Below are 15,296 nucleotides of genomic sequence, written 5' to 3' on the forward strand. Positions count from 1 at the left end.
AAACATGACTAGCTTGCCGCAAGCGTTGGCAGAGCAGCCGGAAGGCTCAAGGCCACAGGCGTTGCCTCACCGCTAGATAGCAACAGCGGGAAATTGTGAGCATTCACAGCGTGCATCGATTGAATGCCTTGGGTAGCCCGACTGATCAGCTCAGCAGAGGTGCGAATAGGGCGACCCTGACTATCGAGAATAGAGTGGTTAAAGTTAAACCCGTTGAGGTTAAACGCCATCAACCCGATGCCCAGCGTGGCAAACCAGATGCCGAGGGTCGGCAACGCGGCTAACATGAAATGAACCGATCGACTGTTGCCCACTGACGCACTGGGAATAAGCAGATGTCCCAAGAACCCGACATGGCCCGCAACAACATTGTAGGTCGCCTCTTGCTGACCAAAGCGGTAGCCTGCGTTAGCAGATTCTATCTCAGAGGTCTCACGAATCAGGCTGGCAGTGACCAAAGAACCATGGAGTGCGCTGAGCAAAGCGCCGCCGAAAATACCCGCAACACCCAGCATGTGGAAGGGATGCATCAGCACGTTATGACGGGATTGGAGCGTGAGCATGAAGTGAAATGTGCCTGAAATACCCAAAGGCATCCCTTCTGAAAAACTGCCCTGCCCGATAGGGTAGACCAATAGAACAGCAGTCGCAGCGGCGACAGGGGCCGAAAACGCAACCGCAATCCAAGGACGCATGCCAAGGCGGTAGCTCAGCTCCCACTGGCGACCCAAGTAGGCCCAGATACCGATCAAGAAGTGAAACACAATTAGCTGATAGGGGCCACCGTTATACAGCCACTCAGCGACTGAGCTAGCTTCCCATAGCGGGTAAAAGTGAAGTCCGATGGCGGCAGAAGTGGGCACAACCGCCGCAGTGACTGGATTGTTGCCGGTGAGAATAGAGCCAAAGATAGGTTCTCGAATGCCGTCTAGATCAACGGGTGGGGCTGAGACAATGGCGATCGCAAAGACAATGGTTGCCACTGCTAGCGTAGGAATCATCAGCACGCCAAACCAGCCGATGTAAATCCGGTTTTGGGTACTGGTAACCCACTCACAAAACTGCTCCCATAGGTCTGAAAGGCTCAGACTGGGTCCGCGTCTATATCTAATTGAAGTACTCATGGGTAGAACCTCCGAGATTTAGTAATTTTTTCGGTTTTTGCAGACCGCTTGTGTAGGTAGCAAAAGAAAGCGGTTAAATACGGTTGAAGGGAGTCAACCAAAGAAGAGAACGGGAACTCCCATCTATGATTTTTGCGGTCAAAAATGTGGAACTTGTGAAGTGCAAATAAATGCTAAGACAACAGCTTAGGTTTCACTCTGCTACGCCTGTAACAGAGTGGAAATGAGTAAAGTCGATGTAGCGATCGCCTCCAGCGGTATCGCGGATAATATCCACCAAGCGATAGTTCCACAAAATATCTTCTGCATTAAACAAATGCCTAGCGTGAACCGCCTGCGCCACGGTCTCGTCAATGCCGCCTAAAGAAACAACAATCTGAGCACGTAGCTGAACTAACGATTCAGGCGTCTGTCCTTGCAGGGGACTGGTGGCATTAATCGGGTGAATAGCCATCCATGTCAATGAAAAATCGGGCGTTTGTGCGCGCAGCAATGTCAGTGGATATAGCCGACGAATGAACTGACCTTCTAAGCTCACTTCATCTCGTAGTAAATACACTCTCATTTGTGCCTCAACGATCTGATTTCCTCGTTGATTGGCGACCCGAAACATCAGCGCAGGTGAGCCATTATAGGGGGCCACCACAGCTACTCGGCTAAACATAATCCGCGCAGTGGAGCGAGAAAATCTGGCGAAAGCAAGCCCGGTTACAATCGCCACTCCGATTAGCCCAATCAACACCTCGACTGCAACTACCGTATTGGTAAACGGCGTATTGGGATACATTGTGCCGTAACCAATAGAGGCAAGGGTTTGAACGCTGAAAAAGAATGCGTCCCAGAAGGAATGAGGCCGCGCATTGACGATTCCATCTGCTCCACCGATTAAGTAAATCAGTGCGAAAAAGGTATTTAGGGCCGCATATAAACAGACAATGAGGGCCACAAACCCTGACCAGGGAATCGTCAGCAATAGGTGGTAGGGGTCGCGCCAATACTTGTACCAAATGCTGGAGTGGGGAAGGCGTACAATACCGTTAGAGGTGACGAGCTTCTGTCGCTGTTTCGGTTTTTGGTTTAAACCCACCAAGGTTTCTGGTTTGTTCTAGGATCTGTTTCAGTCCAGGGATAGAGCCAAATGGCGTCCTCTTTTACCGCGACATGAACAATCTTCAAGGGCAAAGGGGCTGGCCCTCTAACGACACTTCCATCTGGGTCGTAGAGAGAGCCGTGACAGGGACATTGGAATTGTTGATCTCTTGGATTCCAGGGAAAGGTGCAGCCTAAATGCGTGCAGTTATCAACAATTCCTCTATCGCTTAGAGTACCGTCTTCATTCACAGTCATGTAAGTGGGTTCTCCAGCCAGCCCAGCGACTAGGGCGCGCGAACCAGGTGGCTCTGTCAAAATTTGACTGGCCGGAATCGGATTACCCAATCTGTCTTTAGCTAAAATACCACCGCCTTCTGACACCTCTTTGGGCGGCACAAAGAATTTACCCACCGGGTAGAGTGCGCCACCTGCGGTGACAGCGACGGCTGCGCCAGTTAAAAAGTTGAGCAGTTGCCGTCTAGAGAGCGACGGAATATCGGGCGAGAGATTATCGGACGGAAGTGCTTGATCCATTGGTATAAAACCTCCTTAGTGTCGGCTAGAGCTGGCATCTCTTTGCCAGCTCAGCATATTGATTATGAAAGGTTGATCATGAAAGAGAATCTGTTGGGCGAGTATTAATTCCCAGCAGTTTATACAGTCCGCAAAAGCCGATAATGCCAGTGAGAAGCGCAATGGTACCCACCACATCTAGGGTGAGTCCTACATTAGAACCGGCATAGACAATCACACCCAAATACAGCAGTACACTCCCGGCAAGAATGCGAAGAAAGCGGTCTACAGTACCTACATTGCTAGACATAGCGTTAACCCTCCAAAGGTTAGATAGAATTGTGTTATGTGAAAATGGAAACAACTAAGCAGCCACGGCCATCGGCACAGCAGCAGGCAATCGCTCAATAACAGCCTGCATTTTTTCGCTGGCTTCGAGCGCGATCGCCTTCGCCTCTGGGCTGTGTACCATCAAGAACATCATCAGCGGATCGACCGCCGAGACTTCAACTCTGCCATCCTCATGTTCTTGCACAACAACATTGCAGGGATACAGTGCTCCGGCTTTGTCATCCTCTTGAATCATGCTGTAGGCAATTCCGGGGTGGCAGGCCCCAAGAATTTTGTAGTTGCGAAAATCCTTGCCTAGCTTCTTTTTGAAAGCAGCCTGAACGTCAATCTCAGTTAAGATGCCAAGCCCTTCTTGTTTCAGCGATTCTGTTACTTGGGTGATTGCCTCTTCAAACGAGACATCTACAACCTTACTAAAGTGATACATCTTTAATAGCTCCTAGTTGTGTAGAAGTTGTGTGTACGACTTGTATCGGAGAAAATCGAAACATCACAAATCTTTAAGCTAATTTGATTGTATAACCAGATAGTAATTAATAGGCGCAGTTTTGAATAAATCTCTCAAGATTAATATTTCATAGATTTTTCTCTATGAGAGCTTATTAACCGCATCCAATGGCCTAAGCAATCTGTATATTGCACGGCCAGAGCCTAATTGTGCCTGTTTCTGTGAGCTGTTTACATACGCCCTGCGGCTAGCATTTTTATTTTAATTGCTATATTACTATTTAGTAGTATTGTAAAAAGGAACGCTCAAATAGACTTGAAAGATAAGGGCGACTGCAATTCTTTCGCTGTAAAAACTGACAGTGCTTCCTCATACTTTCTGCAAATTGTTGAGCTAGAACGGTTGGATGCTCCAAGGAATGTTCTGGCTCTGAGCTAAAAGCTCACTCAACTCTATCCGCCGAATAGGAGATTTACGTTATGCAGACTATGTCCATCGATATTGGTATTGAAGAACAGGATCGTAAGGAGATTGCCCAAGGTCTTTCTAGATTACTGGCAGATACTTATACGCTGTACTTGAAGACTCATAATTTTCACTGGAATGTCACTGGCCCTATGTTTCGGACACTGCATCTGATGTTTGAAGAGCAGTATACCGAGCTGGCTTTGGCCGTGGATTTAATCGCTGAACGCATTAGATCTATAGGGTTTCCAGCCCCAGGCACCTATCATGAGTTTGCCAAGCTCTCTTCAATCAGCGAAGAAGTCGGTGTGCTGGACGCTGAAGACATGATCCGTAAGTTAGTGGAAGGCCAAGAAGCGGTTGTTCGTACTGCGCGATCGCTTTTTCAAACACTGGAGCGTACTCACGACGAACCGACCGCAGACTTACTCACCCAGCGTATGCAGGTGCATGAAAAAACAGCGTGGATGCTGAGAAGTTTGTTGGAAGAGTAGTGCCGAGCAAACACTATTTTGGTTTGGCTGGTGAGTTTTCAGAAGAAATACGAATGTTTCAGTGTGCAAGCCGCTAAAATTCAAGGCTTGTTAGCTGACTTTAATAATAGAAAGGAGCTTTCATAAATCTCATGGCAAATATTGTTGTCGTTGGAGCAGGACTCGCCGGACTTCCGGCAGCCTATGAGTTGCGCTACCTGCTACCCAAAGAGCATACGGTCACGCTAGTTTCTAGCGAGCCAAATTTCACTTTTATTCCCGGACTGGTTCAAGTCGCGCTCAATCTTAAGCCGCTATCGCATGTTCAATTAGACTTAGCGCGGCTGGCAAAGCGTCATCACCTTAACTGGATGCCCGGTAAAGTGGTCAAGCTCGATCCGAAAACGCGATGTTTGACTGTCGTAGGAGAGCCCGTTGAAGGCGAGGCGGGAACTGACACCGAGATTGAATATGACTATTTAGCGATCGCCACGGGTGCATCTCTTGCCCTAGATCTCGTTCCAGGGCTTGGCCCGCACGGTGGCTACACTCACTCTATCTGTACGCCAGACCATGCCCTCACTGCCCGCCAAGCCTGGGTAGGCTTCCTCGAAAATCCTGGGCCGATTGTAATCGGCGCTGCACCGGGTGCAGGGTGCTTTGGCCCTGCATACGAATTTGCACTCATGGCCGACCATGAGTTGCGTCGCAAGGGACTGCGCGATCAGGTTTCTATTACCTATCTCACACCCGAACCTTATGTAGGTCATTTGGGCGTCTCTAACGTGAAACACGCTCGCAGACTCACAGCTGAGTTGATGCAGGAGAGAGATATCACTGTTGTTGAAAATGTGGCCATTACCACCGTTGACGAGCAGGCGGTGCATTTAAGAGATGGACGAATCTACCCGTTCAAATACTCGATGATTTTACCGGCCTTTCGGGGTGCGGGCTTTATCAGAGAAGTGCCCGGACTAGGCGATGAAAAAGGGTTTATTCCCATCTTGCCGACCCAGCGCCATCCTGACTTTCCTGAAATTTATGCAGCGGGTGTGAGTACCCAAATGGCCCAGCCCGATCAGACTCAGGTGCCCATTGGGTTGCCTAAAAGTGGACAAATGGCCGAAGCGATGGCCACGGCTGTTGCTCACAATATTGCTGTGGAGCTAGGCGTAATTAAAGATTCGCTGAAAGTCCCTACGCTGGAGGCGCTTTGCTTCGCAGAATTTGGCGAGACTGGCATTGCCTACATTGCCGCGCCTGTGCTAGCCGATCTTAAAACAGGAAAGCGAAAACGTTCCTATGCCGTCAGGGGGCCATGGGTTGTGTGGGTAAAAGCAGCCTTTGAAGAGTACTTCATGGTCAAGATGCGTACAGGGGTCGGCCTGCCGTGGTTCGAGAAGCTAGGGCTAAGAACGTTGTTCGGGCTAAAGATGCTGAAGTCTTTGTCCGAACCCTTATCGGTGACGTTGCCCAATAGGGCCTCAGTAGATCAAGAGAAAATCACTGTTGATACAACCCACGGATAGAGGCGGTCGATCGTGAAAACACCCTCTGATCAAACATCTATGAATTCAGTGGTAGATAATTCACTGTTGATAGCTCCTGTTTTTGACGCGCAACACTTTGAGCGAGTGGCTGAGCGGTTCAAGTTGCTAGGTGACGCTAGTCGCTTGCGAATTATCTCTGCGATTTGTCAACAGGAGCGGAGCGTGACTGAAATATGCGATCGCACTCATCTGAACCAGCCCAATGTTTCTAAGCATTTAAAGACTCTCAAACAGGCAGGTGTTGTTGCCTGCCGCCGCGTAGGGCTCTGTCGGTACTATCGAGTGACTGACAAAGATTTTTGTTCAACTTGCATCAAGTCGCTATTGTTATCTCTTTAGAAAAGAAACCTCATTATGTTCAACACACTGTTTAATTTATTGCCAAGACAGCTATCTACAAAGCTATTTCAACCTCTGATGGGCATTGCGATAGTACTGCTCATGACTGTGAGCTGGCCTACGAACGCCGCCGCGCAGCCAAGTTTAGCTCAACCAAACTCAACTATCCCGGTTGAACAACTCGCCAAGGCCGTAGGAGAAATTGAAAACTTAGATGCGCTCCGCTCAGGCTTGGCCTCTACGCTAGAAGGTGCGACAGAACCGCCAACGATGGAGACGATGAAAGAAGTTTGCAAGCCAGTCGGAATGCAGGCCCAAACGCTCAGTAAAGAGAACGGCTGGCAGGTAAAACAGATCGCCAATAAATACCGAAACCCAGCACACAAGCCAGATAACCTCCACTCTAAAATGGCCTTGGCTAAGTTTAAACAAACGCCCGAGCTTATGGGCTTTTGGGATCGCGAAACGCTAGACAATCAAGCGGGCACTCGCTACTACCGGCGGATTAATGTTGAAGCGAGCTGTCTAGCTTGTCATGGCCAAAAAGACAATCGACCTCAGTTTGTAAAAGACAACTATTCACAAGATTTAGCCTTCGACTTTAACGTAGGTGATCTGCGCGGCATGTATGCCGTTTTTATTCCCGACGATGTTCAAGAAGCTGTTCAATCAGCGCTGACTGAATAAAGGAGTTTATGTCATGTGGAAAAATGCACGTCAGCTTATTTTGAGGGTTGTCATTTGCGGCATCGTTGTAATCCTCTGTCTAGGCGGTGTAGAAGCACTCTCAGCTTTGCCCGCGACAGCCGCTATCAGGCAGTTAGAAGAAGCCCCTGGACAAGTTGTCTATCAGTCTCGTCAGACGCTACAGGATCAACATGGTAACAGTTGGCAGGCTATTGCCTTTAAACGCATTCGTCCAGGTAAAGATCCCGTTCTTTTTCTTCGGTTAGTCGCTTTTCCAGGTATTGCTAGTATCGACCGATCTCATCCGCTGGTACTCACTAACTCTCTTGGCAATGTGCTAACAGCGGATGACGCATCGGCAAGAATTTTCACTGATGAAGCCTCGCCGGAACCCAACGTTGGCCAGTACGACCTAGCGCCAATTATCTCTGAGCTTCAACCGATCCTACCCCTAAAACTCAGTTTACCTACAACTCAATCTGAACCTGTAGAAATACTGGTGCCATCATCTTTAGTAGAAGAGTGGAAAACGCTATAACAGGACTATTTAGACCATGAAGAAAAAACACTGTAATCACCGTCAACGAAGACAAGGTAACCAACATCAACGAAGACCAGCAGGAGCAGTTTCGATTGCAGCCACTATGCCAACCAGCGCCAACGAGACACCTAATGAGAGAACCCAGCAAGCCATGACCGAGGCTATCAATGACGAATATCGGGCTAGGGCATTCTATCAGGCAGTCATTGAAAAATTTGGTGCGGTGCGGCCTTTTAGTAACATTGTTCAAGCAGAAGATCGCCATGTTCAACGGTGGCAGTCACTGTTTAATCAGTACGGCTTACCCATTCCTGAAGACACTTTTGCAGGCAATGTAGAAGCGCCTGAAACCCTCGCAGCTGCTTGCGAAATGGGTATTGAAGCTGAAATCGCCGACGCTCAAATGTACGAAAGATTCTTGACCTTTGTTGAAGAGCCTGACTTGAGAGCGACCTTTACTCAATTACAGCAGGTTTCACAAAACAATCATAAAGTCGCTTTTGAACGCTGTGCTCGTCGGCTGTCTTCAGGCCGTCAGCAAGGTCAGCACCATGGTCAGCACCATGGACATGGTCAAGGCAGTCAAGGCAACCGCCGAAATAGGAGACACCAATTATTATGACGCCTGTTTCCGATTTTGATCCTGTGTATGGCCCCGTCACTTCATGGCGGTATGGGCGATCGCTCGGCATCGATCCGATTGGCCCAATCTCCACTTGTCCTTTCAACTGCGTGTACTGTCAGCTAGGTAACATTCAGCGTCAAACCATCCAACGTCAGGTGTTTGTTAGCACCGACCATATTCAGCGATCGCTAAAACGCATCGATCCGGCAACTGTTGATGTTGTCACACTCAGTGGCAGTGGAGAACCCACGCTGGCCCTAAACTTAGCAGACATCATTGCTTGCGCAAAAGCGCAGATCAATCGCCCCGTTGTTATACTAACCAACGGCACTTTGTTAGGAGATAGATCGGTTCGTTCTGCACTGCAATCAGCCGATCGGGTAGCGGTGAAACTCGATGCCCGATCCGATCAGATGTTGCAGGGTGTTAATCGACCCGTAGCAGGACTGACGTGGGACACCATCTTTGCGGGTATCAGAGACTTTTCGGAAGGCTATCGAGGGGAGCTGGCGCTACAAACGATGCTGCTATCGCCATGGGATGCGCCTAAGCGCGAGCAATACATCAAACTGGTGCAACAACTCATGCCCGACGAAGTGCAGCTCAATACGCCTTCTCGCCCGAGAGCCCGCATTCGACAGCTAGCCGCCAGAGGCAACCAAACTCTTGAATTAGAGCCTTCTCACCTGCAATCACTCAAATGCGTGAGTACAGAAACGCTCAAAGCCTTCGCTACCGAAATTGAAACCTATTCAGGCATTTCAACCCGTTACCCTTGCTTTAAGCATTAACAGTCACGCTTGGCCACTTATGATCTGATTAAAATTCTCCCTGCCAAGATAGTAGAAGATCCGATAGCAAAATATTCAACAACAGAAAGCTCAAAGACATGGGTATAGATGCCAAAACACTGCAATCAAAATACAACGCGGGTGAGCGCGATTTTTCGGCCCTAACGCTCCTCGAAATTGAGCTGATTGGGCTAAACTTTTGTGGTGCCAACTTTAGCGGATCTGACTTACGACAGTCACGCTTGGGACGAACTCATTTTTCGGGTGCTAATTTTGAGAAAAGCAATTTGAGTGAATCTCTCCTGTGGGGAAGTGACCTACACGCAGCCAGCTTAAAAGATGCCCAGCTTCGCGAAGCTGACCTCAGTGGGGCTATTTTAACCGGCGCGAACTTGTCTCATGCGAATCTCGTTAAAGCCAGCCTATGTGGGGCTAATTTGGCCCAGGCCAATCTCTCTGGTGCTTTGCTGTGCGACGCTGATTTGCGCTCAACAAGCGATCAGCGGACTGATTTGGGTCAGGCAAATTTAAGCCATGCCGACCTCAGCTACGCGCATCTCAACGGGGCTATTTTATGCAATGCCAATCTCTCTTATGCCAAGCTGTGCCGAGCCAACTTTAAAAAAGACGTTCACCCTGGCGGCTTCCCGACCCTGCTCAGCGGCGCGAACTTGCAAGGCGCGGATCTCAGCTATGCCGACCTAACTGGCGTGGACTTGAGCGAGGTCGATCTTAGGGGTGCCGACCTAACCGGAACGCTTTTAGATCCATAACGTGACTAACAAACAGCGGACTTTTTAGACTCATTTCTGAAGTCGCAAACCGAAAAATCATTTAATAGCTGTATAGTTATATAATGTTTATAGAATTACAATAAGGCTTTTCTGGCCTATTCAACTGCTGGCCTGTCACAACAGTCTCAGCTTATCCGATTACGAACTCCAACAAACCTTGCTAATCATTGACTCCAAGGTATTTATAATGTCTTACCAACTAGCCTCAGCCCTACGAGAAGGCACAAAACGCTCCCATACCTTAGCCGAAAACACAGCCTTTATGAAGTGTTTCCTCAAAGGTATTCTCGAGAGAGAACCGCTCCGTCAGCTGATCGCAAATTTATATTTTGTCTACAGCACTCTAGAAGAAGACATCCGCTCACGTCAGCAAGATCCCATCGTTGGCCCGCTCTACTTTCCAATCCTAGAGCGCACCGCCCAGTTAGAGAAAGACCTCGCCTTTCATTATGGAGAGAACTGGCGTAATCAGGTCAGAACCTCTCCTGAAGGGAGTCGCTACGTGGGGCGCATCTGCGAGGTGGCAAACCACGATCCTGCCTTGCTGGTTGCCCATGCTTATGTCCGGTATATGGGAGATCTCTCTGGCGGACAGGCCCTGAAAAATATTATCCGCTCAGCTTTGGATCTACCCGCAGGCGAAGGTACCGCATTCTACGAATTTGAAGGTATTCCCACCGTAGAAGTGCGACGAGCTATTAAAGGGCGATATCGCGATGCCCTAAACGCACTACCGATTGACGCAGCTATGGCCCAAAAAATTATTGACGAAGCGAATCTTGCCTTCGAGCTGAATCGCAATGTGATGCATGAACTAGAACCGCTTGTAAAAGAGGCTGTTGGCGAGCACGTCTTCGATTTAATTACCCGTCAAGACAAGCCCGGCAGCACAGACCGCCGCCAGGGAGCAACCTCCATCGAACTCATTGCCGCAGAAGAAGTATGAAATCGCCCATAAAACCACTTGTGTCCCCCTTAGCCCAAACGGTCGAATTTGACGCTGATTTGATCACCCAATACAACCGCCCCTTACCTCGCTACACCAGCTACCCACCCGCGACCGAACTCACTGAAACCTTTGATCCGGTAGAGTTTAATCTCGCCTTGGCGACTGGCAACTACCAACAAACTCCCATCTCCCTTTATTGTCATCTCCCCTTTTGCAACAGTGCCTGCTACTTTTGTGGTTGCAACACTATCATCACCCAAAACAAAGCTGTGGTAGATCCTTACCTTGCTGCCTTAATAGGAAATATTGAACAAGTTGCTGCCCTAAGCGATCCTCAGCGTGTGGTTAACCAAATGCACTGGGGTGGTGGTACACCGAACTATCTCAGTCTAGAGCAGGCCCATCGGCTGATGCAGAAACTGAAGAAGCGCTTCTCATTTGCCGATGATGCTGAAATCTCGATTGAGGTCAGTCCTCGCTATTTAACCCGAGATTACGTGTTGGGTTTGCGACTGCTCGGCTTTAATCGTATTAGCTTTGGCATTCAAGACTTTAATCCTCAGGTACAGACCGCTATTAATCGCCCTCAGTCGGAAGAAATGCTCTTTCAGGTGATGAGCTGGATACGAGAAGCGCGCTTTCAAAGTGTCAATGTCGATTTCATCTATGGTCTGCCCTATCAAACCCTAGAGACGTTTCACAATACGATCCGCAAAACGTTGATGCTAAATCCAGATCGTATTGCTATCTTTAACTTTGCTTATCTGCCTCATTTGCTGCCGATCCAACGCAAACACATCGATGAGCGGACGCTGCCTGCCGCTGCTGAAAAACTGGATATTTTGCACATGAGTATTGATGAGCTAACCGCCGGGGGCTATCAGTTTATTGGGATGGATCATTTTGCTAAGCCTAATGATGAACTTACGCTGGCGCAAAATGAAGGTAGGCTTCATCGCAATTTTCAGGGGTACACCACTCAGCCAGAGGCAGACCTGTTTGCCTTTGGCATGACGGCTATTAGTATGGCTCAGCATATTTATACTCAAAATCACAAGCAACTAAAAGACTTTTCCGCATCGATTTCAGCGAACACGCTCCCTCTGAAGCGAGGACTGGTACTGAGTCACGACGATAGGTTAAGACGGGCGGTAATTATGGAACTCATGTGTCAATTTGAGCTGTCAAAATCCGCCCTTGAGGAAAAATATCATCTCAGTTTTGATCAGGACTTTGACGACTACTTTGCCCACGAACGACAGGATTTAGAAGCGTTATCCACCGATGGGCTTGTGAGTCTCACCCCGAATCATATTCAGGTAACACCCTCCGGGCGATTGTTGATTCGCAATATTGCAGCGGTCTTTGACGTGTACTTGCGAGATCGCTCAGTCTCTCGCCCCAAAACTTTCAAAAATCGTCAATTCTCCCAATCTGTTTAATTCAACAGACGCTTTGAGTGAACAAAAACAATCCATGAGTTATTTGGAAATTCAATTAAGGCCTATCCAATTCTATGATTTCAAGCATGCTCAACAAATCCTCTGCCACTATCTAAATGAAACCGGTCAGTTCCAAATCATTCGGATCGTCAATATCCCCAATCTTTTCTTTGAACGCGCTATACCTCCCCATCAATCTCTTCTCTTTGAGACACCCTCCGAGGCTGAGCTAGAAATTTATACCGGTTACGTGCCGGGTGCCCTTCTTTCTCGCCGACTCCCGTGCAAATCCCTAGCGTGCAATAAGTGTTTACACTGAGTTAGTCGAATGAACCCAATTAACCGACCATAAAAGACACTTATTGCGCTAACTATTGATTCGTCCACCATTCCAATAAAACAGCTCTGCATTGTAAGCAGGTGAGTTGTTCTCGCAGCTTTTGGACGCCTGATTGAGTCGCAGGAATTCGTTGATCAATGAGCGCCGAGTCAATCTCGGCAAATGAGTCGAGCATGGCAACAAACCCGTAGAGGTGTTGATTTGAGAAAGCGCTGTTGACCGGCCACCCCACTGAATTAAGCGGGATTAAGTGTGACATTGTTGTGGGTTCTATGCCGAGTTCTCGCTGCAAAATACTTGGGATAACCGTTCTAGGGGAATGGTTGTCAGGGACACGTCCGCCGGGGAAATCCCAAGTCGCTTTGCCGATGCCAGGCCGATAAACGGGCATTGGTAACAGGATGTGCTGCCGATGAATAGGCAAAACAACGACCGAATCAGCTTTTTCTATGTGCCAGTACTGCAACGCTTGTTCTTTATCGTCTGTTATGTATTCACCTATTAACCTCAGCCACGGTGTGTGCAAGTCTACAAAGCGATGCTGAATTATCCAGTCAGAGGGGTTCATAAGTTTTAGGAAGGCTCAAAGAAGAGAGATGTTGAAATGTATCATCTCTAAGCGTTATATAACTAAATGCCGATATAATTGTATTTATTGCAAAGATCAATATTCAGGATGAGACAATTTATTAAGCAATAGGAGTAACGTGACATGACAACGAAGAAACTTCTCGCTCAAGCGCTGCATACAGGCGATATTTCGATTATGAGCAATGTTACCAGCATCACTGCTACAGGCGATAAAGTTGCTCGAATAGAAGGGAGTGTGAGAGATGGTGTCCAAAGTCCGGCGGCTGTGCATGTGGATTTTGACGTGAAGCAGCCTAGCCATCTTAAAGCTGTTCTTGAAGAGACGCGATCATTGGGCCTCATTCTACAACCAGACGATGCTGTAGAACTAGGCGTGCTGCTCACCGCTCTGGGCATGAAGAACAAAGAATCTCAAGCTGTGGCAGCAATCACAGAGCACCTATCAGCGCTATTAGCCGAGCGCTAAATAGAACAAAATAACAAGACTGAAAGTCATTGACTTTTGGTTATTATATCGCTATATAGTAGTTTAATGATATTAACCGCTATATTCGAAAGGCGCATGACCACGACTCCCACTTCCCCCTCCCAGACAGTGCCCAACTCCCCTCTTAATTGGATCGCTGTCTTCTTTTTCAGCCTAGTTCATCTTATTGCACTGCTCTCGCCATGGTTCTTCTCATGGCCTGCGCTGGGCATTGCGTTGTTCTTGCATTGGTTTTTTGGCAGTATTGGCATTTGCCTGGGATATCACCGTTTGCTCAGCCATCGCAGTTTTCAAGTTCCCAAATGGTTAGAGTATGCGATCGCCTTCATTGGCGCGTTAGCCTTGCAGGGTGGCCCTATCTTTTGGGTCGCAGGCCATCGCCTACACCATGCCCATACCGAAGATGAACAAGAAGATCCCTATTCTGCCAAGCGAGGCTTTTGGTGGAGCCACATGCTGTGGATGGTATATCCCGACGACAAGTTTTTTGACTATACCCAATACCATCGCTATGCCCGTGACTTAGCCAAAGATCCCTTCTATCGCTGGCTCAATCGCTACTTCATCTTTTTACAAATTCCCCTTGGGCTAGTCCTGTATGCTTTGGGTGGTTGGTCTTTTGTTATTTACGGCATTTTCCTGCGAACAGTGCTTCTTTGGCACAGTACTTGGTTCATTAACTCTGTTACCCACATGTGGGGATATCGTACCTTTGAGAGTAAAGACAATTCTCGAAACCTCTGGTGGGCCGCTATTGTTACCTACGGAGAAGGCTGGCATAACAACCACCATGCCTACCCCAATGTGGCTCGTGCTGGATGGCGATGGTGGGAAATTGATGTTACTTGGTGGAGTATCTGGCTGCTCAAATCACTGGGTCTAGCTCACAAAGTAGTCAAAATTCCAGCTCATATCAAATCCTCTGTGAAATAACTTTTTATCAGGAGAATTCCGGTGAATACTGTGGATAAGGGTTTTGAAGATACATCTGTCACTCAAATTGCCTCTTTTAGTAGGAACGTCATCATGAAAGTTGAACAGGCATTAGAGCAACTTGCCGACATACCACCCAATCATCTGAATATTATGGGTTATATTCACCGATCAGAGGTGAATGGCCCAGGACGTCGCGCCGTCGTCTGGTTACAAGGTTGCTTAAGAGAATGTCCAAGTTGTTTTAATCCAGCGTCCTGGTCTTTTGAAGAAAACCAAATACTCTCTATCGATGAACTGGTGAAATGGGTTCTCGATGAACCTGAGAATGAAGGCATTACCTTCTCTGGAGGCGAACCCTTTTGGCAGGCCACAGCCCTAGCCGCAGTTTCTCGTCAGCTTAAGGCGCACGGGCTAAATGTGATGTCTTTTAGCGGCTTTACTCTAGAAGAACTGAAAAAAGAATCTGCCCCTACGGATTCTCAGGCTCTATTAGATCAGCTCGATATTTTGATTGATGGGCCTTACATTGACTCTTTAGCCGTTCATGAACCGAGCTCACCTGTATCCTCTCGTAATCAACGGGTGCATGTATTTAACCCAGCATTAGCAGATCGCATAACCTGGGCTAGCGACCAAGTAGAAGTGCATGTGTTCAAAGATGGAAGCCGACTCGTTACAGGCTATCGCAGTCACCAGTTCGAGTAGCGTGTACGCAGTTATAGCAGTGGTAATTACACTACCTCAAGCCTAGATTCTTA

20 protein-coding genes are annotated in these 15,296 nt (G+C 48.1%); 14 read left to right on the forward strand and 6 right to left on the reverse strand.

What is annotated here, in order from left to right; genetic code table 11:
* Window positions 1-8 precede the first annotated feature (8 nt).
* The 5 genes from psbA to S7335_RS22830 all read right to left on the reverse strand — a co-directional run bounded on the left by psbA (window position 9) and on the right by S7335_RS22830 (window position 3,507).
* The gene (psbA, locus tag S7335_RS22810; RefSeq protein ID WP_006458236.1) at window positions 9-1,124 is read right to left on the reverse strand and encodes a photosystem II q(b) protein; all 1,116 of its coding nucleotides are present in this window, start codon (window positions 1,122-1,124) and stop codon (window positions 9-11) included.
* Between the two features lie 193 nt (window positions 1,125-1,317).
* A complete protein-coding gene (locus tag S7335_RS22815) occupies window positions 1,318-2,211 on the reverse strand; it encodes an ion channel (protein WP_038019546.1) in 894 nt (297 codons plus the stop codon).
* Window positions 2,202-2,750 carry a cytochrome b6-f complex iron-sulfur subunit gene (gene petC, locus S7335_RS22820; RefSeq protein WP_006458422.1) on the reverse strand — a complete coding sequence of 183 codons (549 nt, stop codon included), beginning with the start codon at window positions 2,748-2,750 and terminating at the stop codon, window positions 2,202-2,204. Before petC ends, S7335_RS22815 begins: the two co-directional genes overlap by 10 nt.
* A gap of 76 nt (window positions 2,751-2,826) precedes the next feature.
* Window positions 2,827-3,039, reverse strand: a complete 213-nt coding sequence (locus S7335_RS22825) for a DUF2892 domain-containing protein (protein ID WP_006458448.1) — start codon at window positions 3,037-3,039, stop codon at window positions 2,827-2,829.
* A 54-nt stretch (window positions 3,040-3,093) separates the two neighbouring features.
* Window positions 3,094-3,507 (reverse strand): DUF302 domain-containing protein, encoded by a 414-nt coding sequence (locus S7335_RS22830; RefSeq protein ID WP_006457965.1) that lies wholly within the window; start codon window positions 3,505-3,507, stop codon window positions 3,094-3,096.
* 509 nt (window positions 3,508-4,016) lie between these two features.
* Between S7335_RS22830 and S7335_RS22835 the strand changes: the two genes are divergently transcribed.
* From S7335_RS22835 to S7335_RS29615, 11 genes are all read left to right on the forward strand, one after another.
* A complete protein-coding gene (locus tag S7335_RS22835; protein WP_369791697.1) occupies window positions 4,017-4,487 on the forward strand; it encodes a Dps family protein in 471 nt (156 codons plus the stop codon).
* Window positions 4,488-4,618: 131 nt separating this feature from the next.
* Window positions 4,619-5,995 carry an NAD(P)/FAD-dependent oxidoreductase gene (locus S7335_RS22840; protein WP_006458476.1) on the forward strand — a complete coding sequence of 459 codons (1,377 nt, stop codon included), beginning with the start codon at window positions 4,619-4,621 and terminating at the stop codon, window positions 5,993-5,995.
* 39 nt (window positions 5,996-6,034) lie between these two features.
* On the forward strand, window positions 6,035-6,355 hold the full coding sequence (locus tag S7335_RS22845) for a helix-turn-helix transcriptional regulator (RefSeq protein WP_050766042.1): 321 nt from the start codon (window positions 6,035-6,037) through the stop codon (window positions 6,353-6,355).
* A 15-nt stretch (window positions 6,356-6,370) separates the two neighbouring features.
* Window positions 6,371-7,042: a DUF3365 domain-containing protein gene (locus S7335_RS22850; RefSeq protein ID WP_006458217.1), complete on the forward strand. Its 672-nt coding sequence runs from the start codon at window positions 6,371-6,373 to the stop codon at window positions 7,040-7,042.
* A 13-nt stretch (window positions 7,043-7,055) separates the two neighbouring features.
* Window positions 7,056-7,580 carry a DUF3122 domain-containing protein gene (locus tag S7335_RS22855; RefSeq protein ID WP_006458395.1) on the forward strand — a complete coding sequence of 175 codons (525 nt, stop codon included), beginning with the start codon at window positions 7,056-7,058 and terminating at the stop codon, window positions 7,578-7,580.
* A gap of 106 nt (window positions 7,581-7,686) precedes the next feature.
* Window positions 7,687-8,205 carry a DUF2202 domain-containing protein gene (locus tag S7335_RS22860; protein WP_006457735.1) on the forward strand — a complete coding sequence of 173 codons (519 nt, stop codon included), beginning with the start codon at window positions 7,687-7,689 and terminating at the stop codon, window positions 8,203-8,205.
* Window positions 8,202-8,999: a radical SAM protein gene (locus S7335_RS22865; protein ID WP_006457896.1), complete on the forward strand. Its 798-nt coding sequence runs from the start codon at window positions 8,202-8,204 to the stop codon at window positions 8,997-8,999. The genes S7335_RS22860 and S7335_RS22865 overlap by 4 nt, the downstream gene beginning before the upstream one ends.
* A gap of 98 nt (window positions 9,000-9,097) precedes the next feature.
* The gene (gene hetL, locus S7335_RS22870) at window positions 9,098-9,772 is read left to right on the forward strand and encodes a heterocyst differentiation pentapeptide repeat protein HetL (RefSeq protein WP_006458026.1); all 675 of its coding nucleotides are present in this window, start codon (window positions 9,098-9,100) and stop codon (window positions 9,770-9,772) included.
* 208 nt (window positions 9,773-9,980) lie between these two features.
* Window positions 9,981-10,739: a heme oxygenase (biliverdin-producing) gene (locus tag S7335_RS22875; protein WP_006458052.1), complete on the forward strand. Its 759-nt coding sequence runs from the start codon at window positions 9,981-9,983 to the stop codon at window positions 10,737-10,739.
* Between the two features lie 20 nt (window positions 10,740-10,759).
* A complete protein-coding gene (hemN, locus tag S7335_RS22880) occupies window positions 10,760-12,184 on the forward strand; it encodes an oxygen-independent coproporphyrinogen III oxidase (protein WP_006458128.1) in 1,425 nt (474 codons plus the stop codon).
* Window positions 12,185-12,218: 34 nt separating this feature from the next.
* Complete coding sequence (locus S7335_RS29615; protein WP_071777050.1) at window positions 12,219-12,503, forward strand: DUF1830 domain-containing protein; 285 nt, start codon at window positions 12,219-12,221, stop codon at window positions 12,501-12,503.
* 52 nt (window positions 12,504-12,555) lie between these two features.
* Here S7335_RS29615 and S7335_RS22885 read toward each other — a convergent pair whose 3' ends face one another.
* Window positions 12,556-13,092 carry a hypothetical protein gene (locus tag S7335_RS22885; protein ID WP_006458243.1) on the reverse strand — a complete coding sequence of 179 codons (537 nt, stop codon included), beginning with the start codon at window positions 13,090-13,092 and terminating at the stop codon, window positions 12,556-12,558.
* A 144-nt stretch (window positions 13,093-13,236) separates the two neighbouring features.
* On the opposite strand from S7335_RS22885, the gene S7335_RS22890 reads away from it, so the two are divergent.
* From S7335_RS22890 to S7335_RS22900, 3 genes are all read left to right on the forward strand, one after another.
* On the forward strand, window positions 13,237-13,581 hold the full coding sequence (locus S7335_RS22890) for a hypothetical protein (protein WP_006458256.1): 345 nt from the start codon (window positions 13,237-13,239) through the stop codon (window positions 13,579-13,581).
* Between the two features lie 96 nt (window positions 13,582-13,677).
* Window positions 13,678-14,535, forward strand: coding sequence for a fatty acid desaturase (locus tag S7335_RS22895; RefSeq protein ID WP_038019550.1), 858 nt, complete (start codon window positions 13,678-13,680; stop codon window positions 14,533-14,535).
* A 21-nt stretch (window positions 14,536-14,556) separates the two neighbouring features.
* Window positions 14,557-15,243 (forward strand): 4Fe-4S single cluster domain-containing protein, encoded by a 687-nt coding sequence (locus S7335_RS22900; RefSeq protein ID WP_006458182.1) that lies wholly within the window; start codon window positions 14,557-14,559, stop codon window positions 15,241-15,243.
* Window positions 15,244-15,296: the final 53 nt, after the last annotated feature.

This window comes from Synechococcus sp. PCC 7335, assembly GCF_000155595.1.
Taxonomy (GTDB): Bacteria; Cyanobacteriota; Cyanobacteriia; order Phormidesmidales; family Phormidesmidaceae; genus Phormidesmis.